Genomic DNA, 22712 nt, shown 5'->3' on the forward strand with positions numbered 1-22712 from the left:
GGAACATTCAGAAAAGAACTGGATGTTCCTGCAACTCCCAGGGTTCTGGAATTTTTCGGAAGTCGTATCAGTTCAGATTCACAATGCACTTCGGCGGGCGACAGGTGGGAATCACTGGCGCGTCGCACGACAGGGCGGAAGCAAAGGGCGCGGCGATGAACAGCACCAGCGCAGTGCGCAGAACAGAGGTTTTTAAGCGGGACATACCATTCTCCTGGGCAGCGTTTCCGGGTGGGAAACCAAGGTTCACAGTGGGCTGCAGGCTAGCGCCGGAAGAATTCAAAAAAACCTGTAGAGTTTTGATATGACGCGTGTTATCGTGGACGATCCCTCAGCAGTAGAGGTGCTGCTGGACTCCTCAAAAACACGGTTGCTGGCGCCGTTCATGCTGGGCCCCCACACCATCGCGGCTGTGGCCGAGGCCACCGGGCAGGCACAGAATGCCCTGACCTACTGGGTCAAGCGCTTTGTCAAGCTGGGCCTGCTGACCGAGGTGGGATGCGGCCGCCCCGCCCAGTACCAGGCCGTCACCCAAGACTTCCTGATCGACCCCTCACGGGTGATGCCCCTGGAAGACATGCTCAGGCAGCTCAATGAGCCCATCTGGGCGCGGCTGCTTCAGGGCTACACCCAGGAGTACCGCCGGGTCTCACCGGACTGGTATGTTCAGTTGCAGATCACCCCAGACGGCTACCTGATCCGCCGGCCCGTTACGCCCTGGCAACTGCAGACGCCGGGCGCGCCGCTGCCCGAATTGCCACTCAACGAATACACGGTGATTGGGCTCAGCCGCGAGCAGGCCCGGGAACTCAAGCAGCGGTTGGCGGCGCTGGTTATGGAATATTTCGAGCAGCAGCCGGACACCGGGCCGGGCGAGATGTATTTCCTGCACCTGGGCCTGACCCGCGACGCGGTGTACAGCTAGGGCCGACCGCGCCAGAGGGCCCGGCGTCCGCTATACTTTGCACCGAGTCCAAGATTTTTTCTGCTGCCCCATCCTCTGCCTGAAGGAGTCTCCTCTTGCTGCCCCTCATTCACCAGATTCTGTTCTTTGTCTTTGCCCTGATTGCCGGCGGCTTCGGCGTATGGGGCTTTTACCGGCTCTACCGGCGCGTGGCGCGCGGCGCAGCGGCCAGTGAGGCCCGCTTTGACCACCCCCTGCAGCGCCTGCTGTACGCCCTGCGCGTCAGCCTGACCCAGGAGCGCACCTTCCGCCGCCGTACGTGGGTCAGCGTGCTGCACAGCTTTATTTTCTACGGCTTTGTGTACTACCTGCTGGTGAACGTGGTGGACGGCCTGGAAGGCTACCTGCCCTTTCACCTTTACAGCCGCAGCAGCCCGCTGCTGGCCGGCTACAACCTGCTGGCCGACATTCTGAGTTTCCTGGTGCTCGTTGGCGTGCTCAGTCTGGTGATTCGCCGCCTGTTCCTGCCCAGTAAGCGCGATTTCCGCTTCACCGAAAAAACGCTGCTGCACCCGCTGCTGCGCGCCAACTACATCCTGCGCGACTCGCTGATCGTCTCGGGCTTTATCACCTTCCATGTGGGCAGCCGCGTGCTGGGCAACGCCGCCAAGATGGCCGAGGAATCGCGCGTGCTGGGCGGCTACGATTCGTTCCAGCCGCTGTCCTCGGCGCTGGGGCGCGTGCTGTTTGGCGGGGCCAGCGAGCAGGCCATTGAGGGCTGGCGCATTGCCGGGTACTGGGGCGCGCTGGGTTCCATTCTGGCGTTCCTGGCGTACTTCCCCTTCAGTAAGCACATCCACATCTTCATGGCGCCCCTGAACTACGCCCTCAAGCGCCCCGCAGGCAGCGGCGTGCTGCCGCCGATGAAGGGGCTGGCCGAGGCGATGGAAGCCGAGGAACCCAAGCTGGGCGTGGAAAAGCTGGAAGACCTGGAATGGCCCCGGCTGCTGGACGCCTACGCCTGCATTCAGTGCAACCGCTGCCAGGACGTGTGCCCGGCCAACGCCACCGGCAAGGCCCTGAGCCCAGCCGCGCTGGAAATCAACAAGCGCATGGAACTGAACGTGATCGCGGCGCACCCCAGCCCCTTCACGCTGAAGCCGGCACCCTTTGAAGCTGGGGCCAGCACCGCCCACCCGCTGCTGGAATACGCCATCAACGAGGAATCGGTCTGGGCCTGCACCACCTGCGGCGCCTGCATGCAGGTGTGCCCGGTGCAGGACGAGCAGATGCTGGACATTGTGGATATCCGCCGCCATCAGGTGATGGTGGCCGGGGAGTTCCCGCCCCAGCTGCAGACCGCCTTCCGGGGCATGGAGCGCGCCAGCAACCCCTGGGGCATCTCGCGCGACAAGCGCATGGAGTGGGCCGAGGGCCTGAAAGTCCCCACCATTGACGAAAACCCCGAGCCCGACGTCATTTACTGGGTGGGCTGCGCGGCCAGCTACGACCCCGGCGCGCAGAAGGTGGCCCGCGCCTTTGTGCAGCTGCTGGACAAGGCCGGCGTGAACTACGCGGTGCTGGGCAAGAAGGAAGCCTGCACGGGTGACAGCGCCCGCCGCGCCGGGAACGAATTCCTGTACCAGCAACTGGCCGAAGAAAACGTGGCGACCCTGAACCAGGTGGCGCCGAAGCTGATCGTGGCGACCTGCCCGCACTGCATGAACGCCATCGGCCACGAGTACCGGCAGCTGGGCGGCGACTACCGCACCATCCACCACACCGAGTACCTGGAAACGCTGGTGGCGGCCGGCAAGCTGCCTATGGAGCAGCTGGCCCAGAACGTCACCTACCACGACCCCTGCTACCTGGGCCGCCACAACGGCGTGTACGACGCCCCCCGTACCCTGATCACCAAGATGGCCGGCGAGGTGCTGGAACTGGAGCGCCGCCGCGAGAATTCGTTCTGCTGCGGGGCCGGCGGCGCGCAGTTCTGGAAGGAAGAGGAAGAGGGCCGCGAGCGCGTGTCCGACAACCGTTTCCGCGAGATTCAGGCCCGGCTGGACAGTGCCAAGGCCGCCAGCGACGACTACGAGCAGACCGGCAAAGTGGTCGCCGTGGGCTGCCCCTTCTGCAAGGCGATGATGAACTCCACGCCCGAAAAGCAGAAGCGCGACGACATCGTGGTCAAGGACGTGGCCGAGCTGATGCTGGAAAGCGTGCAGCGCGCCAGTGGCGAGTTCGTGGCCCTGGCCGTGGTCAGTGACCCAGCCGAGGTGCAGGCCGACGCCGCCATGACCCCGAACGCTGCCCTGCCGATGGAGCGCACCGGCGAAGCGCCCGGCACGGGTGCCCCGGAGGCCGTGGTGGGCGAAACCAGCGCCGACACCCTCAACGCCCAGCCTGGCAGCCCGGTGCAGAACCCGGACACCCAGCCCGAGCTGCAGGCCGCCGCGCCCACCCCCGCCGCCCGCAAGGCCTGGGCCCCGAAGGCAAAAGCCGACGATGTGGCGCCTGCCGCTGCTCCTGCCACCGCTCCCGCCACTGCCGCCCCGGTCCCAGATGCCCCAACCACCGAGGCGCCGGCCCGCAAAGTCTGGACCCCCAAGGCCAAGGCCGACGACGTGAATCCAGCCCCAGTGGCGGCCCCTGAACCTGCCGAGCCGGCGGCCCCCGCGCGCAAAGCCTGGAAGCCCAAGGCGGCCGACGATGTGAGCGCCGCGCCGGTGACCCCAGCGCCCGCTGCGGCCGAACCTGCGACCCCCGCCGCCGAGGCCCCGGCCCGCAAAGCCTGGACGCCGAAGGCGAAGGCCGACGCCGCGCCTGCCCCTGCGGCGACGGAGCCCACCCCACCGGTCCAGGAGGCGGCGCCCAGTAGCGACACCGCGCCGGCCCCAGGCGAGCGCAAGAAGTGGGCCCCCAAGGGCAGTGCGGCCCCAAGCACCCCCGCCGTCCCGGCCACCCCAGAGGTGGAGGCCGCGCCCGTGCCCAGTGCCCCCGCCGAGGCCGAAGCGGCCCCCAGCCCCGAACGCAAGAAGTGGGCCCCGAAGAGTGCCGCTGCGGCTCCTGCACCCGAAGCCCCGGCCCCCGGGGTGACCGAAGCCGCTGTTGCCCCCGAGCCGACTGCTGCTGAGTCCTCTGCCCCTGATCCCACTCCGGGCGACAGCGCCGCCACTGGCCGCAAGAAATGGACGCCCAAGAAGGGCAGCTGACCACCCTGCCCAGCTGAAGGCCTGCGGCGCCGCCTGTTCACGTGACGGGCGGCGCCTGCTCTTGGTGAGGCAGGTCACGGTAAGATCAGGGAATGACCACCGCCCTTGTCACGGACTCCACGAGTGACCTCAGCGCGCAGCTGTGCTCGGACCTCGGCATCGTGAGTGTGCCGCTGTACGTGCTGTTTGACGGCAAGATGCACAAAGACGGCATCGAGATCACGCCTTCAGACCTCTTTGCGGGCCTCAAAGCCGGCAAGAAAACGCCCAGCACCAGCCAGCCCAGTCCGGCCGAGTTCGCGGCGGTGTACACCGAGGCCCTGCAGCGCGCCGAGCACGTGCTGAGCATCCACATCAGCGGGCAGATGTCCGGCACGGTGGGCAGCGCCCGGCTGGCCGCGCAGGAATTCGCCGGGAAGGTCACGGTGGTGGACAGCAAGTCGGTGAGCATGGGCCTGGGCATGCGCGTGCTGCGCGCCCTGGACATGGTGCAGGCCGGGCGAAGCGTCAGCGAGATCGTGGCCGAGCTGGAGCGCGTGGCGTCTGTGGCCGATATCCGTTTTACCGTGGACACCCTGGATTTCCTGCGCATCAACGGGCGCATTGGTGGCGCGCAGGCGCTGCTGGGCAGCCTGCTGAACATCAAGCCCATCTTGACCGTGAAAAATGGCCGCGTGGAGTCGGCCGGGCGGGTGCGCGGTCACAAAAAGGCCATGCAGGACCTCATGGACCACGTGCGCAAGTACGCTGCGCAGCACGGCGGGGCCCGCGCCGCCTTCATGGCCACCCCTGGCGGTGAAGGGTACCTCAAAGAGGTCCGCGCGGGCCTGCAGGGCCTGCAACTCGACGACCTGGGCGACCACCCCATCGGCGCGGTGGTGGCCACCCATGCGGGGCCCGGCACGATTGGCGTGACCCTCGAACCCCTGCACGCCTGAAGTGAGGGCCATGCAGACCTGGGCCGCCGCCGCCGTGCTGGCCCTGCTGGTGGGCTGCCGCGCGCCGCAGCCCGAGGGCCAGGTGCGGCTGGAGCGCGCCCCGGCGCCCAGCACCCTGCAGGTTGACGCCCGGCCAGCCCCCCGCGACCCGGACGGCTGCCTGGCCCACGCCCCCCCGGTGCCCAAGGCGCCGCCGCCGCCCCTGCCCCTCAGCGGGCGGCTGGGCCTGTGGGTGGCGGAACTTGATCCCCGGACCCTGCAGCCGCTGCGGGCAGTGGGCACCAACCCCGACAGCGTCTTTCCACTGGCCAGCACCTACAAGCAGGCGGTGTTGTGGGCGGTGCTGCGGGCCTTTGACCGGGGCACGCTGTCCCCCACCGAACGCTTTGACGTGACGCGGGACAACCAGTCGCTGGGGGCGTACCCCTACGACGGCTCGAACGTGCGCACCCTGACCGAGCGCATGATTCGCAGCAGCGACAACACCGCCACCGACATCCTGCACCGCCGCGTGGGCCTGCAGGCGGTGCAGGACACCGCCGACGAACTGGGCCTCTGCGCCACCCGCCTGATTCTGCCCACCCGGGACTGGTGGGCCGCGCAGGCCGGGCTGTCGGCCACCTACAACGGCACCCGGCGCTGGGCGGGGGCGCGCGGCGAGGCCCGGCTGCAGCTGGCCACCCAGATTGACCGCGAGGCCCGCGCCTACCGCGCCGACGACCTGCAGCGGCGCCTGGACGACTATTTTGACCACCGTCACCAGCCGGAAGACGACTTAAAGGCCCTGAATGTCAGCACGCCCTACGAATTCGGCACCCTGGTGGCCCACGAATTCCTGCGCCCGGGGCTCAGTCCGCGCGCCCAGGCGTGGCAGCGCGAGGTGATGGCGCTGGGGTACGGCCGCTCGGCCCTCACGCTGACCCACCAGGGGCAGGTGGCCTACGCAGCAGGGAAGGGCGGCAACGGCTGGCGCCTGCTGACCTACAGCGGCTACGTGGAGACCAAAGACCACCGCCACCTGGTGTACGTGTTCATGCAGCACGGGGCCCAGCAGACCTACACCATGCCCAACACCCGCCGCGCCTTTGCCTGGATCAATGCGGGCATCCGCGCGGTGCTGGAGGGCCCAGGCAAGCCCACGCTCGGGGCGCCCTGAACCCCAAAGTTCCCAAGGAGCCCCCATGCGCCAGCTGATCGTGACCGAATTTGTGACCCTGGACGGCGTGATGGAGGAGCCCACGCCCTGGCAGGCGGGTCACGTCAGCCCGGAGATCGGCCAATTCAAGTTCGATGAACTTTTTGCGTGTGGGGCCCTGCTGCTGGGCCGCGTCACCTACGAAGAATTTGTGGCGTACTGGCCGGCCGCCGCCGGCACCGGCGCGTTTGGCGAGCGGATGAACGAGCTGCCGAAATTCGTCGCCACCACTGCGCCCGGGCCCCTGACCTGGAATGCGGCCCCGCTGGAGGGGGACGTGATCACCGCTGTCCAGCGGCTCAAGCAGCAGCAGGGCGGCGACCTGCTGACCTACGGCAGCGCGGCCCTGGTTCAGACCCTGCTGCGCGCCGGTCTGGTGGACGAACTGCGCCTGATGGTCTATCCCACAGTGCTGGGGCGAGGCAAGCGGCTGTTTTCAGACACCGACCGGCTCGCCATGACGTTGCGGGCCGCCCGGCCCCTGGGGGCCGGCGTGGTGCTGCTGACGTACCGGCCCGAGGCCAACCAAGCTCATCAGCCTTGACAGTGGGTGGACAGCCAGACACCAGGGCGCAGGTCTGGCAGTCCAGGCCGGGCAGTGGGGCACGGTCGACGCCAGGTTTAGCACAGAAGGGCAGAACGCAGACAGCGCGGCGGCCCGCCAGGAAGAGCAGGCCGCCTGCTTCTATGCTCAGGCGCTCAGCCGCCTTTGGCGCTCTCATCCACGCGGGCCAGTTCAGAGGCCACGGCGGCGTCCAGCTGGGCCCGCGCGGCCTGGTAGGGCAGATTCAGGGTGGCGCCCGCAGCGGGCACATGCCCGCCACCGCCCAGCGCCACCGCGATGTTCTGGGCACTCAGGCCCGCGCGTGAGCGCAGCGACACCTTCACGCGGTCGCCGTAGTCCTTGATCATCACGGCGAGCTGGGCGCCCTCGGCGTTGCGCAGGGTGCCCACGTAGTTTTCCACGTCGTCCCAGGCGGCCCCGGCGCGCGTCAGCATCTCCTCGGTCACGCGGGCCAGCACCACCCGGCCGTCATGCAGGAATTCCAGGGTGCCCAGCACCTCGCGCAGCAGGGTGTAGTAGGTGCGGGGGTTGCGCCCCAGCTCGTCGCTGAGCCAGCCCAGCCGCGCGCCCGCCGCCCGCAGGCGCGCGGCGCAGTCGAAGGTGGCGGGCGTCACGCTGTCAAAGCGGAAGCTGCCGGTGTCGGTCACCAGCCCCAGCATCAGCGGCGTGGCGATCTCCGGGGTCAGCGGCACATTCATCACGGCCAGCAGATCGGCCACCATCATGGCGGCGGCCGGAATGGCCGGCTCCACCACCCCAGCCGTGGCCCGGCGGGCGTTGGTGCCGTGGTGGTCCACATTCACCACTGGGCCGGTAAAGGTCCCCAGGTCGGCGCCCGCCACCCGGGCCGCGTCGTTGTTGTCCACGTCCAGCACGGCCGCCAGGGCGCCAGCTGGCCACTCGGTCAGGGGCGCGCACAGTTCGCCGGGCTGCGTCACAAAGGCGAGGTAGCGCGGCACCTGCATGGGGGCCAGCACCTCGCGCCCCAGGCTGCGCAGCGCCCGGCTCAGGCCCAGCACACTGCCCAGGGCGTCGCCGTCCGGATTTTCGTGCGCCAGCACCACGATGGGCCCGGTGTGTGCGCCCAGCACCCGCGCCACTGCCTGCAACTGTTCCTGGTAGGAAGAAAGGCCACTCATCGGCCTTCACTATAGGCAGTTGCCGCCCCGGGCCGAAGGTGTGCCAACCCTGTGACAAGCGCGCCGTATGCTGAACACCGTGCCTTCCCGCCTGAATCTCGCCGCCCTGACCGATGAGGAACTGCAGGCCCTGGTTGGTCAGGAGCGGGCGGTGGCCCTGCTGCCCGAGATCAGTGCCGCGCGCCTGGTGGCGCGCCCGGTGCCCGGTCCCCCCGTAAGCCCGCTGCTGACCGCCGAGGCGCTGCCCGAGCGGCCCTGGGGCGCAAGCCCGGAAGACAGCCGCGCCCTGGGCGCCCTGAGCGCCGAACTGCTGGCCGCGCAGGCGACTGCCCACGGCACCTTCTACCTGCCCACACTCAACGAGGTGCGGCACCTGCGCGCCTACACCCTGGATCCAGATACCTCGGCGGCGCTGCGCTGGAGCGAAACCCCTGAGAGCGCGGGGGCCGGCTGGCCCTTTGTGCAGCTGCTGACGTGGCTGCGCGACCGGGCCAGTGGGCTGGCCTGCGTGCTGACCACCAGCGCCCCGCATCCCCTGTCGCCCTCGCCGGGCGCCGAGGTGGACGTGCACCAGCATCCGGGCGCGGGGGTGGCGGAACTGGTGGGGTGTCACCGGCAGCATGTGGCCCGCCACGGCCGGGGCCAGAAGCTGGCCCCCGACAGTGACTGGTTGCGGCCCTGGCAGGCCCTGCATGCCCTGAATCTGGCGGCCTGGAACAAGCGGGGCCTGCTGGTGGACAGCGCCTGACCGGGCTTCCCACTTGAAGGCGAAGGGCCACAGACGGCTGTCTGGCTGAGACGCAACGCAGGTGGGCAGAAGGCGAGCGGACCCGCGAAAGCTGCGTCGCAGACTCGGAGAGCGAACCCAAGGGCAGGCGGCGATGGAACAGCCGCGCTGCGCACTTTCCACGCCGCGCGGCTGTGCAGGCAGCGCGCCGGGGCCAGCACGAGGGCTGCGCCACAATCGGCGGATGACCGCTTCTCTTCCGGCCCGCCACGTCGCCTTTGACTGGGGCGGCGTGTTCACCATTGGCACCTTCGATGGCCGCAGCACCCAGAACGTGGCCGAGCGCGGGGGCGTGCCTGTGAAGCGCGTGCGCGACAGCTATTTCCGGCATGTGCGGCAGCTGGAGGTGGGCGCCTGGACCCTGCCACAGTTCTGGGCGGTGCTGCAGGAAGAAACAGGCCTGACCCTGCCCTATGAGGACTTCGAGCCGCTGTACCTGGGCAGCATTCACGACAACCCGGCCATGTACGCCACGCTGGCCGCGCTGCCCCGGACCGTGCGCGTGGGCCTGCTGAGCAACAACTACCCCGTGGTCAGCGACCACCTGCGCCGCGATCCCCGCTTTGCCCGCTTTGACGCCCTGGTGTTCAGCAACGAACTGGGCCACAAGAAACCCGCGCCCGAAGCCTTTGCCGCGCTGGAACAGGCCATGGGTGTGCCGGCCGCACAGGTGGCCTTTGTGGACGACGTGCAGGAAAACATTGACGCCGCGCAGGACGCCGGCTTTCACGGCCTGCTGTACCACCATGACCACCACGCCGACTTTCAAGCGGCCCTGGGGGCGTGGCTGCGCGGCGAGTAGGGAAGGGGCAGTGGCCCAGGGCGTCCGGTGGGGCGCCCTCTTTTTTGGCCGTGGGTGGTGTACCTCTCGCGGTGGTGTACTTCGCGCGGGTGTGGGTACACCACCCCAGCCGCCGGGGCCGGGCAGGCACAATGCCCCTACAGCAACACCCCGCCCACTTCCGGGCAAGCCGCCATCCCCCTGGTCCACGTCTCTGTGAGGCGTGGCACCGTCCCCCACACCCAGAGGAGGCCCCCCCATGACCACCAACCCCCCCGTTCCCAACCCGCGTACGCCCGCTGAAATTCTGGAAAAAACCTGGCAGACCGAGGAGCGCTGGCAGGGCATCAAGCGCAACTACACGGCCGAGGACGTGGTGAAACTGCGCGGCAGCCTGCCCATCGAACACACGCTGGCCAAGCACGGCGCCCAGAAGCTGTGGCGGTCCATGAAAGAAGAGCCCTTCGTGAACGCGCTGGGCGCCCTGACCGGCAACCAGGCCATGCAGCAGGTGAAAGCGGGCCTGAAAGCCATTTACCTGTCGGGGTGGCAGGTGGCGGGCGACGCCAACAACGCCGGGCAGATGTACCCCGACCAGAGCCTGTACCCGGCCTCCAGCGTGCCGGATGTGGTCAAGCGCATCAACAATACCCTGCGCCGTGCTGACCAGATTCAGCACAGCGAGGGCAAGAGCGACATTGATTTCTTCGTGCCCATCGTGGCCGACGCCGAAGCGGGCTTTGGCGGCCCCCTGAACGCCTTTGAGTTGATGAAGGCCATGATCGAGGCGGGGGCCGCAGGCGTGCATTTCGAGGACCAGCTCGCCAGCGAGAAGAAGTGCGGCCACCTGGGCGGCAAGGTGCTGGTGCCCACCAGCCAGTTCATCCGCACGCTGAATGCCGCGCGCCTCGCCGCCGATGTGAGCGGCGTGCCCACCGTGCTGATTGCCCGCACCGACGCCGACGCCGCCAACCTGCTGACCAGCGACATTGACGAGAATGACAAGCCCTTCTGCACCGGCGAGCGCACCCCCGAAGGCTTTTACTACGTCAAACCCGGCATTGAGCAGGCCATTTCCCGCGCCCTGGCCTACGCCCCCTACGCCGACGTGATCTGGTGCGAAACCAGCGTGCCCAACCTGGAGGACGCCCGCAGGTTCGCTGAAGCCGTGCACGCCCAGTTTCCCGGCAAGCTGCTGGCCTACAACTGCTCGCCCAGCTTCAACTGGAAAAAGAACCTGGACGACGAGACCATTGCCAAGTTTCAGGTGGAACTGGGAAAACTGGGGTACAAGTTCCAGTTCATCACCCTGGCGGGCTTCCACTCACTGAACATGAGCATGTTCGATCTGGCCTACGGCTACGCCCGCACCCAGATGAGCGCCTTCGTGGAGCTGCAGGAGCGCGAGTTCGCGGCCCAGGAGCGCGGCTTCACGGCCGTTAAGCACCAGCGTGAGGTGGGGACTGGCTACTTTGATCTGGTGGCGCAGGCGGCTGGCGGCGGCCAGAGCAGCACCACCGCCCTGGCCGGCAGCACCGAGGCCCAGCAGTTCGGCAAAGAAAAGGAGCTGGTCGGCGCCCACGACTGAAACAACCCATCCATGTCCACTGCTGGGGTGCCTGTCACGGGCACCCCAGCGGCGTGGTGAGGGCGGGAAGTGGGGACAGGGAAGAGGCGTGCAGGTTGGTTTCCGACTCTCGGTCTACTTGCCCTCTGTGTCCTGGCGTGCCGCCCTCACTTTTCATTGGCCGAATGTTTGACGCCGGCTGGGGTGTGCCCTTTTCCCCGTCATGCTCTGGGCCGCCGCTGTAGGGTGGTGGGGCCAGGCCGCTGGGGGCCACCTGCGCTGCGCGCCAGTGCCCTGGACAGGAGACCTGCGATGACGACCCATTTCCCTTCCGTTGCCCTGCTTGGTCTGACGCTTCTGCTGGGCGCCTGCACGTCCCCCACTGCCGCGCCGCCCGCATCCCCGCCTGTAGCCGCGCCCGCAGCAGAGACGCCAACGGTGCCGGCCCCCACGGCCGGGCGGGTGCTGACCGTGGGTCCCGGCAAAACCTACGCCACCCTCCGCGCTGCCGTGGCCGCCTCACGCGACGGCGACACGGTTCGGGTGGACCCCGGCACCTACACCAACGACTTTTTCGAGGTCAGCACCCGCATCACCATCGAGAGCACCAGCGGCCTGGCGCGGCTGGTGGCGACCGTTTCCCCGTCCAACGGCAAGGCCATCATCACCACGAACACCGACGTAACCCTGCGCGGTCTGGAACTGACCGGCGCCAGGGTGCCCGACCGCAACGGCGCGGGGGTGCGCTACCAGGGCGGGCACCTGGTCATTGAAGACAGCTACCTGCACGACAACGAAAACGGCCTGCTGGCCGGCAGCGCCCCGCTGGGCAGCATCCGCATCCTGCGCACCGAATTCGACCACAACGGCCTGGGTGACCCGGGCCAGACCCACAACCTGTATGTGGGCGAGGTGGGGCAGCTGACCTTCGACCGCAGCTACTCCCACAGCGCCGCCGTGGGCCACGAATTCAAGAGCCGGGCGCGCAGCACGACCATTACGAACAGCCGCCTGTTCGACCTGCAGGGCACGGCCAGCTACAGCATTGACGTGCCCAACGGCGGCAATCTCACGGTCACCGGGAATGTCATTGAGCAGGGCGCCCAGAGCCAGAACTCCGCGATCCTCACTTACGGCACCGAGGGCCTGCTGCGCGAAGGCCGCACGGTGACCATCTCCGACAACGTGGTGGTCAACCGCCGCGCCACGGCCCTGGGCCTGCTGAACCCAGGCAAGGTGCCCATGACGGTCACCAACAACACGCTGTATGGCCTCAGCGTGTCGCAGTTTCTGAACGGCACCTCGGGCACGGTGTCGGGCAACGTGGTCACCACGACGGCGCCGGTCCTGGACACCTCGCACCCGTTCACGCGCTAAACCAGCTTGGTTGGGGCTGGGGGCGGCAGAAGAGGTGGGCTCTGGGCCAGGCTTGGGCAAGGGGTGGAGGGCGCCCGCTATGGTGCGGCGCTGAGACCTGCGGGGCTGGGTGCGCGCCGTATGCCCGCTCTGCCCCTCAGCACTGGGCAGCCGGATGCTCAGGCGTGATAAGGGTTCCGGTTGATCAGTTATTCCATAACTGATCAACCCGACCGGAGGGAGAAGGAAAAACGGTGACGGATAGGAGTGGAAGCACCGAAGCGACGCGGAGGGGCTGTAACGGATGATCCGGAATCCGTATGACATCCAAAAGGCGTGGGTTCAGAGCGGAACCCAGAGTCACCCCGGGCTTTACCCTCAACAGCTCTGGGCGAACGAAGCGGGTGCCAGGGAAGGACAGCGGCGCCTTCGGCATTGAGGGGCCGCTGTTTGGGCTCAGGGTGGAGCTGGCAGCCACTATCACGGCCGGGCGACGTGTGGGCGCCTGTGCTGCCTGGCGAGGCGTTCAAACCGGACGTCAAGGCCCTCGCCACACCCTCTCGCCTTTGCGCGTACGACTGGCCCTCTCCCCTGGCACCAAAGGAAGAGGCGGCCTGTCGCCGCCCCTGATTGCTCTCACTGCTCCTGAACGCGGACCTCGTCGCCCTCGCCCGGGTGCTCCAGGCGGAAGCCGTCGGGTAAGAAGTCGCGGACGTAGCCGCTGACCACGTGGCCGTGCTGGTTGGTGCACACCACCCGGGCGTCCGGGGCAAATTCAAACAGCACCTGCCGGCAGGCGCCGCAGGGGCTGGCGGGCGGCGTGGCCTCGGAGTAGACCACGATGTCGGTAAAGTCGCGCCCGCCAGCGGTGGCCATCGCCTGCACGGCGCTCTGCTCGGCGCAGCGGCCCAGGCCGTAGCTGGCGTTTTCCACGTTGGCGCCAAAGTACACCCGGCCGTCGGCCGTGCGCAGCGCCGCGCCCACATGAAAGCGGCTGTAGGGGGCGTAGGCCTGTTTGAAGGCCGCTTTGGCGCCGTCCAGCAATTGGGGATCAGGGGTCAGGTTCAAACGGTTAGTCATGGTTGGGTTCGGTTTCCAGGAAATCGGGGTTCAGGGCGCGCTCCACCCGCACGCGGGTCACGCGGCGCTGGTCGGCGGCTTCAACGGTGAAGGTCCAGCCGTTGTGGCTAAAGTGCTGGCCCGCTTCAGGAATGTCGCCAAAGTGGCTGGTCATGAAGCCGCTTAGGGTATCAAATTCACCCTCGCCGTCTTCAATGTTGCTGCCCAGGCGCTCTTCCACTTCGCCCACGGTCAGGCTGGCGTCCATCAGGTACATGCCCTCGCCAATCACCTCGATCATGGGCACCTCTTCCTCATCGGTCTCGTCATAGATTTCGCCCACAATCTCTTCCAGGGCGTCTTCCAGGGTCACCAGACCAGAGGTGCCGCCAAACTCGTCCACCACAATGCTCAGGTGGCTTTTCTTGTCGCGCATCTTGGCCAGCAGGTCCTTGATTTTCATGCCTTCAGGCACAAAGAACACCGGGCGCATGATGTCGGCCACCAGGGTATGGTCCAGCGTGTCCAGGTGCGCCAGCACGTCGCTGGTGTGCACGATCCCCACGATGTTGTCGGGCGTGTCCTGAAACACCGGAATGCGCGAGTACCCGTGTTCGGCGCGCATATCCAGCAGGCGGCGCAGCGGCGCGGCGCTGTCCATCAGGACCATCTCGATCCGGGGCGTCATCACCTCGCGCACGGTGGTGTCCGAGAGGTCAAAGACGTTGTACACCAGCTCTTTTTCGTCGTCTTCCAGCACGCCTTCCTGGCTGGAGGCGCTCACGATCATGCGGATTTCTTCTTCGGAATAGGCGGTGTGGTGCCCGGCCACGGCCTTCAGGCCCAGCAGGCGCAGCACCAGGCCGCCCAGCCAGTTCAGGCCCAGAATCACGGGCCGGAACACGGTGGTGAACAGCACCAGGGGCCGCACCATCGCCAGGCTTAGCTGTTCGCTTTTTTGCAGCGCCGCCGATTTGGGCACCAGTTCACCCAGCACAATGTGAAAGGTGGTGCTCAGAATGAAGGCCAGGGCAAAGGCCGCTGGCTTTTCGTAGGCCTGGGGCAGGCCCAGGCGCTCAAACAGCGGCTCGGCGAGGTGCTCGATGGCGGGCTCGGCCACGAAACCGATGAGCAGGCTCATCATGGACACGCCCAGCTGCACGGCGGCGATGTACAGGTCCAGCCGCCCCAGCACCCGCTGCACCACGCGCGCCGTGGCGTTGCCTTCTTCCGCCAGCTGGTCAATGCGGGTGCGGCGCACGCTTACCAGGGCGTATTCCACCGCCACGAAGTAGCCGTTGAGCAGCACGAGCACGAACAGGGCGGCAATACCGATGTAGTCATTCATGAATGGACGCGCTCCGTCGTCGCGTCCCGATCATCCGCAAGGCGCATGCTGCCCGCCCCGGCCACAGCGGCGGGGCGTCGGTGATCGGTTGGAGGGGTGGGCCGTGGCAAAAACGCCGCCCCTTGGCGGTCTTCACCGGGCGCGGTCAAAGAGCCGGAACTGGGAGGCTCCATATGCAGGGGGGAGTCTAACACACCCCCACCGCCGGGCCCGCTGTCCTGAATGGAAGATGAGCGTGGGGGCGTGCGCTCAGGTGGCCGGGCCAGTGGGTTCGCTGGTCGTGGGGATTCACCCGCTGTCCCAGCGCGCTAGCCTGCCCCCATGACGTCCCTGCCCGAGCACTACCGCGCCCTGCGCGTCGTGAAAGACGACCAGGGCACCCGCGCCGAAGTTCAGACCCTGCCGCTGGCCGCCCTGCCGGCAGGCGACCTGCTGATTGCGGTCAGCCATTCCAGCCTCAATTACAAAGACGGGCTGGCGGTGCTGGGCCGCCCCGGCGTGCTGCGCGCCTACCCGATGACGCCCGGCATTGATCTGGCCGGCACCGTGCTGGAAGACCGTTCGGGCCGCTGGGCCCCGGGCACAGGCGTGGTGGTCACCGGCTGGGGCATAGGCGAGCGGCAGGATGGGGGCTACGCCGAACTGGCCCGCGTGCAGCCTGGGTGGGCCGTGGCCCTGCCCCCGGGCGTGGGTGCCCAGTGGGCCATGAGCGTGGGCACGGCCGGCTTCACAGCCATGCTGGCGGTCATGGCCCTGGAAGAGCACGGCCTGACCCCCGGGGACGGCGAGGTGCTGGTCACGGGCGCGGCGGGCGGCGTGGGCAGCGTGGCGGTGGCCTTGCTGGCGGCGGCCGGCCACACCGTCACCGCCAGCACCGGGCGGCTGGAGGAGACCCCGTACCTGCAGGCCCTGGGCGCCGCGCAGGTGATCCACCGTGAAGAACTGCCGGCCCTGACGCGCCCGCTGGAAAAGGAGCGCTGGGCCGGGGTGGTGGACACCGTGGGCGGCGCGACCCTGGCCGGCGCCTACGCCTCCACCCGCACGCACGGCTCGGTGGCGGTGTGCGGGCTGGCCGGCGGCAGCGAGCTCCGCGCCACCGTGTTTCCCCTGATTCTGCGCGGCGTGAACCTGCTGGGCGTGGACTCCGTGACCTGCCCGGTGCCCCGCCGCGAAGCCGCCTGGGCCCGGCTGGCGCGTGATCTGCCCGCGCCCCGCCTAGCCGAGGTGACCCAGGTGCGTCCCCTGAGTGACGTGCCGGCCCTGGCCCCCCAGATTCTGGCCGGGCAGGTGCGTGGGCGAACCGTGGTGGACGTGCGCCAGTAAGGGTTTTGGGAGGCATACGACTTCCGAAAAATTCCGTTACACCTGACGGAATTTTTTCGACCGGACTGATCCGGCTGCGCAGCAGAAGGGGAAGGAAAAAATACGGATCTCCGGTAATTGGATTGGCACAGCGCCAAAGGCGGGGAACATCCGGTTCTTTCCTGGATGTTCCGGAAATGGACGGCAGTCCGTATCAGGGCAACAACAGGCCGCGCCGTGGGGACATCCTCCACGGCGCGGCCACGGTTGGGGCTTAGCGCGGCGTCAGGTCGCCCACATCCGCGCTGGGATTGGCCTCGCCCAGCGTGACCTGCCGCTCGTCGCGCAGTTCGTGGGTTTCGCCGTACACGCCGTTGCCGTCGCGGTCTGCGCCGCCAATCACGGTGTAGCTGCCGTCGCCCAGGAAGGCCTGGAAGCGGCCCAGGGGGTCCAGCGCCGGCTGGAAGCTCTGGCCGCGGGCGTGCTGCAGCCGCAGGCCCCAGGTGTTGCTCACCGCCGGGGCGCTGAGCGCCGCCGCCGCGTTGATCATGCCGAAGCCGAACAGGTCGTCACGGCCCTTGGCGCCCAGGTCGGTGGCGGTGGCGTTCAGGCGGGCCAGGGTATCGGCCGGCCCAGTGGTCATGCCCTTGCTGAGCAGCAGGGCCGCCAGCGCCGCCACCTGTGGGGTGGCCTGACTGGTGCCCACCTCGGCCGCGTAGCGCGGCTGGTCCTTGGCGTAGTCCCAGTCAGTGGAGAAGATGGCGTCTGGGAACGCCTTGCCGTTCAGGGTGCCGCCGTTAAAGGCGTTGGCGCTGTAGGGCTCGGCGCCCCCGGGGGCTGCAAGCTGCACCTGGGGGTAGGCGTTGCTGAAGGGTGAGCGCACCGGGGCGCTGGCCCCGGAAAGGGTCACGCTGCCCACCGCCACGGCGTCCGGACAGGCGGCCGGATAGTAGGGGTCAGTGCCGTAGCCGTTGCCAGCGGCGGCCACCACCAGGGCGCCTGCCGCGCGGGCGTCGGCAATCGCCTCGCACAGCGGGCGGGCGTCTTCCGCCTTCAGGGCGCCGCCCAGGCTCAGGTTGATCACCTGCGCCGCATGCGGGGTGCGGTAGGTGGTGCCCCCCAGGGTCACGGGCAGCCCGGCGGCGTAGCGGATGGCCAGCGCCACATCGGCTTCGGTGGCGTCGCCCTGGGCATCAATGACACGCACGGGCAGCACCTTCACATTGGCCTTGTAGGTGGCGCCCACCACGCCCGTGGGGCTGCAACCGGCGCAGGCCGGGCCATTGTCGCCCCAGCGCGCGGCGATGATGCCGGTCACGTGGGTGCCGTGGCTGCCGGTGCTGCGGCCCGGCACACTGGGATCGGTGGGATTGGTGTCGGGGCCGTCGCCATCGCCGTTGTCATATTTGGGTGGGCCGCCGGGGGTGCTGGCCGCCTCAAAGCCCAGCACGTCCAGGGCGCCTTCGCCGGGGCCCCACATCTGACCCTTCAGGTCCGGGTGGTCAAAGCGCACGCCGCTGTCCACCACCGCCACGGTCACGGGGCGCGAGTAGCCGCCCCCTTCCATGTCCCGCCACACGGCGCCGTATCCGGCCAGGGCGTAGCCCCACTGCAGCCCCGCATACTGGTCGCCCGGCACCACGGGCTGGGCCAGGGTGCCCTGGGCGCGCAGCACGGCGTTGGGCACCGCGTACTCCACCTGGGGGTCGGCGCGCAGGGTGCGCAGGGCGGCGTCCACATCCGCCACGTTCAGCCGGGTCAGGGTGCTGCCCAGGGCCTGCACGCTGCTCACCTTCTGCCCGGCGGCCTGCAGGGCGCGCACGCTGGCGCTCTGGGCCCCCGCCGCGCGGTACTTCACGATCACGCCGCGCGGGGCGGGGGCCGGGGCCCGGTTCACCTGCGGGGCGGCCTGGGCATCGGCGCCCTGCACCTGCGCGGGCGCCACCACACGCCCCCGGAGTTCAAACTGGCGCGCGGTCACGGTCCAGCCCGCCTCGCCGCTCTGCTCGCTGCTGCCCTCGCCCGAGGACCACGCCAGCTTGAGGGCCGCGGTCAATTCGGCCTGGTTGGCCTTGAGGGGGGTGGCGCGCGTGCGGTCCACTGTCACCGAGAACGCCACCGGGCCTGTGCCGGCCTGCGGCGTGACCGTCAGCCAATCGGGCCGCTCCTGCACGCGCCAGCGGCCCGAGAACGGCACGTCCACGCGCAGGGTCGTGGCCTGGCCCAGCGCGACGGTGCGCGTCTCCAGGGCCTGCGGGGCGGGTTTGGGCGGTTGGCAGGCGCCCAGCAGCACTGTCAGCAGCAGCAGGCCGGGCAGGCGGGAAATCGGTTTGGGCATGGGTGCGTACAGCATGCCCGAAGTTCCCTGACGGTAGATGAACGTTTGCCCTGGGCCCAGCGTCCAGGCGGCCAGACCGGGCCGCGCCGCCCCCCGGGCCGGGCGCCGCGCACTTCTGGCACAATGGCGCCCGTGCCCAGCGGACGTGTGCATAACCTGATCAATATTGCGGCCTACAGCGTGTTGGCCGCCGCGACCCTGGTGGCCACCCGGCAGGGTTTGATACGCGTGACCCCCACCCAGGGGCTGCACTTCACGCTCGCCTTTGCGGCCGGCACCTTTCTGCTTTCGCCAGACCTGGACCTTGCCGAAGGCCGCGTGGACAGCAAGCGGCACTGGGGCCTGCTGGGGGTGCTGTGGGTGCCCTACGGCATGCTGTTCAGCCACCGGGGCTGGTCCCACACGTGGCTGGTGGGCCCGCTGACCCGGCTGCTGTACGTGGCCCTGATGGTGGGGCTGGTGTGGGGCGCGCTGCTCTATGTGGTGCCTGGGCTGGGGGTGCCCCAGCTGCCAGCGTCCTTTGAGCTGTTCACCCTCTGGCCCCCCCTGCTGGGCTACTACCTGAGCCAGTGGCTGCACCTGATGGCCGACGGCGTGCGGCCCGACCACGGCGCGCGCCGGGTGCGCCGCCGCTGAGGTGTGGCTGGCTGGAAAGCGGGCCCCGTGCTATACCGAACAGGCTGACGTGCCGCGACTGGGCCTGGGTGCCCACGCGGCCTCCTGCGTGCCGAGGTCTCTCTATGATTCTGAACCTGTTTATCGTGCTGTTTGCGCTGGTGTGTGTGGCGCTGGTGTTCTTCGTGCTGCTGCAGGTGCCCAAGCAGGCCGGGCTGTCGGCCAGCATGGCGTCGGGCGGCTCCCTGCTGGGTGGCCGTGGGGTCGAGGGCGGCTTGATCCGCATCACCAGCGTGCTGGGCGGCTTTTTCATGCTGCTGGCCCTGCTGATCAGCTTTATCTCGCGCTAAACGCGCGCCCGTGTCCTCCCCGGTTGCCCCTGTGGTGACCGGGGAGGTGCGTGTTGGTCCCTGGCCCACTGGGCCATCAGGCCGCAGAAATGAGGCTGCTGGGCGCAGCGGTGTGGGCCAGCGTTGAGGCGGCCCCAGGGCGCTGTCAAGGGGTGCGCCGCACAGGAGTTGGCCCGGGCTGGCAGCCCCGCCCGGCCAGGGCCCCAGAGGCCACTTGGAAAAAGTGGGCCCTGCACGACATTTTGCCAAATGAGACCAAACGAGCAATTGTTAGGAAAAACCTTGACCAAACCTAGGCCATTCCATATAGTTGGCCTCGCTGGAAAACCGTTGTTCCTGAATGCTGCCCCCGGCTCGCGCCGGCGCGTTGTCATATTCCAGATCTGCCCCTCCCGGAGGAACCCATGAAGAAGATCCTGACCCTTGCCCTTGCCCTGACCGTTGGCACGGCCGCTGCCCAAAGCCAGCCGTTCGTGTATCCGGCCGCCTGGGCAGCTGACCAGAACACCGCCAACAAGCGCGGCGGCGAACTGCGTCTGTCCACCATCTCGGACTACAAGACCTTCAACCCCTTTACCAGCGCCGAGGCCGAAAGCATTCCTGGCCGTCTGGCGATGGGCGGCACGGGCACGGTGGGCCTCTTCACCCAGGACCCCCGCAACGACGAGTTCATTCCCTACATGGCCGCCGGCGCCCCCACGGTCAGCAACAACAACAAGCGCTTCGTGGTCAAGATTCGCCAGGGCATGAAGTTCAGCGACGGGCAGGCCATCACGGCCGACGACTGGATCACCACCTGGAAGATCCACACCGACGACAAGGTCGGCTCGAACAGCTACGACTCGTTCTTCCTGGCGGGCAAGCCCATCGTCATCAAGAAGCTCGACAACTACACGCTGCAGTTTGATTTCCCCCAGACCAGCGCCTCGGCCCTGAGCATCATGAGCTACGTGCCCTGGCCCGACCACATCTTTGGCAAGGCCTACCGTGAAGGCGGCGCCGAAGCCATCAAGAAGATGTGGACCCTGGCGACCCCGCCCAACCAGATTGTGAGCCCGGGCATGTGGACCCTGGACGGCTACCGCGCCGGCGAGCGCGCCAGCTTCAAGGCCAACCCCAACTTCGGCGACTGGAACAAAGACAGCCGTGGCCAGGAACTGCCCTACCTGAGCAACATGTCGGTGCGCATTGTGGCTGACGCCAACGCCGCGCTGGCCGCCTTCCTGGCTGGTCAGATTGACACGGTGGGCATGCGCAACGCCGATGACCTCGCGCAGACCAAGCGCGCCATCGACAACGGCAGCCTCAAGGCGTTCCTGAAGGCCAACGTGAGCCCCCAGGCCACCAGCCAGTGGATTGTCTTCAACTGGAACAAGGCCAGCGACCCCGCCAAGCAGAAGCTCTTCCGCGACGTGCGTTTCCGCCGCGCCATGAGCCACATCGCCAACCGCGAAGCCATGGTGCAGCTGGCCCTGGGTGGCCTGGGCACCCCCACCTACTTCAGCACCTACCCCATCTTCAAGCAGCAGGTGGACGCGGGTCTGGCCGCCGGTGCGCCCCAGTACAAGTACAACCTCGCGGAAGCCAGCCGCCTGCTGGCGCAGATGGGCTACACCAAGAAGAACGCCCAGGGCTACCTGACCGACAAGAGCGGCAAGGTGCTGGAATTCAACCTGAGCACCAACGCGGGCAACACCGTGCGGGAGCAGCTGGGCCGCATCTTCGCGGACGAAGCCAAGAAGGTCGGTGTCAAGGTGAACTTCACGCCCATCGACTTCAACACGCTGGTGGGTCAGCTGACCGCCAAGGGTGAAAACCGGCCCTTCGACGCCATCCTGCTGGGTCTGTCGGGCGGCAGCAACATCTGGCCCTTCGGCGTGAACGTGATTCCCTGCGGCACCAACCTGCACTCCTACAACAACCCCACCAACGGCCGCTGCGCGACCAGCCAGGAACAGCTGATGACCAAGCTGTACTACCAAGGCGACGCCGAGCTGAACGACGCCCGCCGCCGCGCCGTCGGGGCCCAGCTGATGAAGACGGAAGCCGAGCTGCAGCCCGTGATCTACCTCGTGGGTGGCAACTTCCATGTGGCGTTCAACGAGCGCCTGGGCGGCGAATTCCCCAGCGCCCTGATGAACGCCTACTACGGCCAGCGCCTGACGGCCCTGACGTTCATCAAGTAAGCCCTGCCGTTTCTGCTCCCACACGGGGGGTGGTCCGCCCGCGCGGACTGCCCCCCACACCCATGAAGACCCACGGAGTACGTTCATGATTCCATTTCTGCTGCGCCGGCTGGTGCAGTCCATTCCGACCCTACTGCTGGCCAGTGTCCTGATTTTCTTTGTACTGCAACTGGCCCCAGGCGATTTTCTGACGCCTGCCAAACTGAACCCCAACATCAGCCCCGAACAGATTGCCAACCTGGAGCGCAACTTTGGGCTGGACCGCCACCCGCTGGAGCAGTACCTGCTCTGGATGCGCAACATGGTGTTGCACCTGGATTTCGGGCTGTCGTTCTCCTACCAGCAGCCGGTGTGGGACATCATGAAGCCCCGCATCTTCAATTCCATGGTGCTGGTGCTGCTGAACCTGCTGTTTTTCTATGCCATCGCCATTCCCCTCGGGGTGTTCGGTGCGGTGCGGCAGAATTCGTTGGGCGACAAAGCTGTGAATGTAGTGCTGTATTTCCTGCTGGGCTTTCCTAGCTTTTTCTTGGCCCTTATCGTGATTTACGGCCTGCTGGTGCTCAAGCAGAAGACCAACATAGACATTCCCTTTATCGGCATGACCAGCAATGAGTTTGCGTCATTCAGCCCCCTGGAAAAGGTGTGGGACGTGCTGAAGCACATTCTGATTCCTGCGCTGGTGCTCGCTGTCAGTGACGCCGCAGGGACCACGCGCGTGATTCGCGGGCAGATGCTGGAAGTCATGCGCGCCGACTACGTGCGCACGGCCCGGGCCAAGGGGGTCACCGAGCGCACGGCCATCTGGAAGCACACCTTCCGCAACGCGATTCTGCCCATTGTGGCCGGGATCGGCGGCTTGCTGCCTGCAGCCGTCAGCGGCGCGGGCTTCATGGAAGTGGTCTTCGGGTACCCCGGCATTACGCCGATGTTGCTTGACGCCCTCAACGCGCAAGATATCTACCTGATCGCGGGCTTTACCGTCATTAGCACGGTGCTGCTGATTGTGGGCAACGCCCTGAGCGACATTCTTCTCGCGGTGGTTGATCCCCGCATTAAGGTCGGGTGAG

Annotated in this window: 19 protein-coding genes; 14 read left to right on the forward strand and 5 right to left on the reverse strand. The window is 67.7% G+C overall.

The features are described 5' to 3' along the window. Window positions 1–67 precede the first annotated feature (67 nt). Window positions 68–205 (reverse strand): hypothetical protein, encoded by a 138-nt coding sequence (locus tag K7W41_RS06690; protein WP_224606029.1) that lies wholly within the window; start codon window positions 203–205, stop codon window positions 68–70. 99 nt (window positions 206–304) lie between these two features. Between K7W41_RS06690 and K7W41_RS06695 the strand changes: the two genes are divergently transcribed. The 5 genes from K7W41_RS06695 (at window position 305) to K7W41_RS06715 (ending at window position 6793) form a co-directional block, all read left to right on the forward strand. After that, window positions 305–925 (forward strand): helix-turn-helix domain-containing protein, encoded by a 621-nt coding sequence (locus K7W41_RS06695; protein WP_224606032.1) that lies wholly within the window; start codon window positions 305–307, stop codon window positions 923–925. Between the two features lie 95 nt (window positions 926–1020). Continuing rightward, window positions 1021–4116, forward strand: coding sequence for a (Fe-S)-binding protein (locus tag K7W41_RS06700; protein ID WP_224606035.1), 3096 nt, complete (start codon window positions 1021–1023; stop codon window positions 4114–4116). Between the two features lie 92 nt (window positions 4117–4208). Continuing rightward, the gene (locus tag K7W41_RS06705; RefSeq protein ID WP_224606038.1) at window positions 4209–5054 is read left to right on the forward strand and encodes a DegV family protein; all 846 of its coding nucleotides are present in this window, start codon (window positions 4209–4211) and stop codon (window positions 5052–5054) included. A 10-nt stretch (window positions 5055–5064) separates the two neighbouring features. Continuing rightward, window positions 5065–6210, forward strand: a complete 1146-nt coding sequence (locus tag K7W41_RS06710; protein WP_224606041.1) for a serine hydrolase — start codon at window positions 5065–5067, stop codon at window positions 6208–6210. Window positions 6211–6235: 25 nt separating this feature from the next. After that, on the forward strand, window positions 6236–6793 hold the full coding sequence (locus K7W41_RS06715) for a dihydrofolate reductase family protein (RefSeq protein ID WP_224606042.1): 558 nt from the start codon (window positions 6236–6238) through the stop codon (window positions 6791–6793). Window positions 6794–6948: 155 nt separating this feature from the next. On the opposite strand, the gene K7W41_RS06720 is transcribed toward K7W41_RS06715, so the two are convergent. Then, entirely contained in the window at window positions 6949–7953 is a 1005-nt protein-coding gene (locus tag K7W41_RS06720) for a DHH family phosphoesterase (RefSeq protein WP_224606044.1), read from the reverse strand. A 79-nt stretch (window positions 7954–8032) separates the two neighbouring features. On the opposite strand from K7W41_RS06720, the gene K7W41_RS06725 reads away from it, so the two are divergent. From K7W41_RS06725 to K7W41_RS06740, 4 genes are all read left to right on the forward strand, one after another. Beyond that, window positions 8033–8701 (forward strand): hypothetical protein, encoded by a 669-nt coding sequence (locus tag K7W41_RS06725; RefSeq protein ID WP_224606046.1) that lies wholly within the window; start codon window positions 8033–8035, stop codon window positions 8699–8701. Between the two features lie 223 nt (window positions 8702–8924). Next, window positions 8925–9542: an HAD family hydrolase gene (locus K7W41_RS06730; protein WP_224606048.1), complete on the forward strand. Its 618-nt coding sequence runs from the start codon at window positions 8925–8927 to the stop codon at window positions 9540–9542. A gap of 238 nt (window positions 9543–9780) precedes the next feature. After that, on the forward strand, window positions 9781–11109 hold the full coding sequence (gene aceA / locus K7W41_RS06735; protein WP_224606051.1) for an isocitrate lyase: 1329 nt from the start codon (window positions 9781–9783) through the stop codon (window positions 11107–11109). A gap of 291 nt (window positions 11110–11400) precedes the next feature. Then, window positions 11401–12465 (forward strand): right-handed parallel beta-helix repeat-containing protein, encoded by a 1065-nt coding sequence (locus tag K7W41_RS06740; protein ID WP_224606052.1) that lies wholly within the window; start codon window positions 11401–11403, stop codon window positions 12463–12465. Between the two features lie 615 nt (window positions 12466–13080). On the opposite strand, the gene cdd is transcribed toward K7W41_RS06740, so the two are convergent. Further along, window positions 13081–13524 carry a cytidine deaminase gene (cdd, locus tag K7W41_RS06745; protein ID WP_224606054.1) on the reverse strand — a complete coding sequence of 148 codons (444 nt, stop codon included), beginning with the start codon at window positions 13522–13524 and terminating at the stop codon, window positions 13081–13083. After that, on the reverse strand, window positions 13517–14851 hold the full coding sequence (locus tag K7W41_RS06750) for a hemolysin family protein (RefSeq protein ID WP_224606055.1): 1335 nt from the start codon (window positions 14849–14851) through the stop codon (window positions 13517–13519). The genes cdd and K7W41_RS06750 overlap by 8 nt, the downstream gene beginning before the upstream one ends. Before the next feature lie 321 nt (window positions 14852–15172). Between K7W41_RS06750 and K7W41_RS06755 the strand changes: the two genes are divergently transcribed. Then, window positions 15173–16174, forward strand: a complete 1002-nt coding sequence (locus tag K7W41_RS06755; protein ID WP_224606056.1) for an MDR family oxidoreductase — start codon at window positions 15173–15175, stop codon at window positions 16172–16174. 253 nt (window positions 16175–16427) lie between these two features. Here the strand turns inward: K7W41_RS06755 and K7W41_RS06760 are convergent, their stop codons facing one another. Further along, window positions 16428–18491 carry a S8 family serine peptidase gene (locus tag K7W41_RS06760; protein WP_224606057.1) on the reverse strand — a complete coding sequence of 688 codons (2064 nt, stop codon included), beginning with the start codon at window positions 18489–18491 and terminating at the stop codon, window positions 16428–16430. A 123-nt stretch (window positions 18492–18614) separates the two neighbouring features. Here K7W41_RS06760 and K7W41_RS06765 point away from each other — a divergent pair, with 123 nt between their 5' ends. The 4 genes from K7W41_RS06765 to K7W41_RS06780 all read left to right on the forward strand — a co-directional run bounded on the left by K7W41_RS06765 (window position 18615) and on the right by K7W41_RS06780 (window position 22711). Then, the gene (locus K7W41_RS06765; protein WP_224606060.1) at window positions 18615–19127 is read left to right on the forward strand and encodes a metal-binding protein; all 513 of its coding nucleotides are present in this window, start codon (window positions 18615–18617) and stop codon (window positions 19125–19127) included. A 104-nt stretch (window positions 19128–19231) separates the two neighbouring features. Next, a complete protein-coding gene (gene secG / locus K7W41_RS06770) occupies window positions 19232–19456 on the forward strand; it encodes a preprotein translocase subunit SecG (protein WP_224606063.1) in 225 nt (74 codons plus the stop codon). A gap of 404 nt (window positions 19457–19860) precedes the next feature. Next, window positions 19861–21642, forward strand: coding sequence for an ABC transporter substrate-binding protein (locus K7W41_RS06775; RefSeq protein ID WP_224606066.1), 1782 nt, complete (start codon window positions 19861–19863; stop codon window positions 21640–21642). An 85-nt stretch (window positions 21643–21727) separates the two neighbouring features. Next, window positions 21728–22711, forward strand: a complete 984-nt coding sequence (locus K7W41_RS06780; RefSeq protein ID WP_224606068.1) for an ABC transporter permease — start codon at window positions 21728–21730, stop codon at window positions 22709–22711. Window position 22712: the final 1 nt, after the last annotated feature.

It is taken from the genome of Deinococcus multiflagellatus (assembly GCF_020166415.1).
Lineage (GTDB): Bacteria > Deinococcota > Deinococci > Deinococcales > Deinococcaceae > Deinococcus > Deinococcus multiflagellatus.

What these genes read in the sequence shown, in the direction of transcription:
- K7W41_RS06690 (WP_224606029.1), bottom strand. Translation starts at nt 205, where the DNA reads ATGTCCCGCTTAAAAACCTCTGTTCTGCGCACTGCGCTGGTGCTGTTC.
- K7W41_RS06695 (WP_224606032.1), top strand. Translation starts at nt 305, where the DNA reads ATGACGCGTGTTATCGTGGACGATCCCTCAGCAGTAGAGGTGCTGCTG.
- K7W41_RS06705 (WP_224606038.1), top strand. Translation starts at nt 4,209, where the DNA reads ATGACCACCGCCCTTGTCACGGACTCCACGAGTGACCTCAGCGCGCAG.
- K7W41_RS06710 (WP_224606041.1), top strand. Translation starts at nt 5,065, where the DNA reads ATGCAGACCTGGGCCGCCGCCGCCGTGCTGGCCCTGCTGGTGGGCTGC.
- K7W41_RS06715 (WP_224606042.1), top strand. Translation starts at nt 6,236, where the DNA reads ATGCGCCAGCTGATCGTGACCGAATTTGTGACCCTGGACGGCGTGATG.
- K7W41_RS06720 (WP_224606044.1), bottom strand. Translation starts at nt 7,953, where the DNA reads ATGAGTGGCCTTTCTTCCTACCAGGAACAGTTGCAGGCAGTGGCGCGG.
- K7W41_RS06730 (WP_224606048.1), top strand. Translation starts at nt 8,925, where the DNA reads ATGACCGCTTCTCTTCCGGCCCGCCACGTCGCCTTTGACTGGGGCGGC.
- aceA (WP_224606051.1), top strand. Translation starts at nt 9,781, where the DNA reads ATGACCACCAACCCCCCCGTTCCCAACCCGCGTACGCCCGCTGAAATT.
- K7W41_RS06740 (WP_224606052.1), top strand. Translation starts at nt 11,401, where the DNA reads ATGACGACCCATTTCCCTTCCGTTGCCCTGCTTGGTCTGACGCTTCTG.
- cdd (WP_224606054.1), bottom strand. Translation starts at nt 13,524, where the DNA reads ATGACTAACCGTTTGAACCTGACCCCTGATCCCCAATTGCTGGACGGC.
- K7W41_RS06750 (WP_224606055.1), bottom strand. Translation starts at nt 14,851, where the DNA reads ATGAATGACTACATCGGTATTGCCGCCCTGTTCGTGCTCGTGCTGCTC.
- K7W41_RS06755 (WP_224606056.1), top strand. Translation starts at nt 15,173, where the DNA reads ATGACGTCCCTGCCCGAGCACTACCGCGCCCTGCGCGTCGTGAAAGAC.
- K7W41_RS06760 (WP_224606057.1), bottom strand. Translation starts at nt 18,491, where the DNA reads ATGCCCAAACCGATTTCCCGCCTGCCCGGCCTGCTGCTGCTGACAGTG.
- K7W41_RS06765 (WP_224606060.1), top strand. Translation starts at nt 18,615, where the DNA reads ATGGCGCCCGTGCCCAGCGGACGTGTGCATAACCTGATCAATATTGCG.
- secG (WP_224606063.1), top strand. Translation starts at nt 19,232, where the DNA reads ATGATTCTGAACCTGTTTATCGTGCTGTTTGCGCTGGTGTGTGTGGCG.
- K7W41_RS06775 (WP_224606066.1), top strand. Translation starts at nt 19,861, where the DNA reads ATGAAGAAGATCCTGACCCTTGCCCTTGCCCTGACCGTTGGCACGGCC.
- K7W41_RS06780 (WP_224606068.1), top strand. Translation starts at nt 21,728, where the DNA reads ATGATTCCATTTCTGCTGCGCCGGCTGGTGCAGTCCATTCCGACCCTA.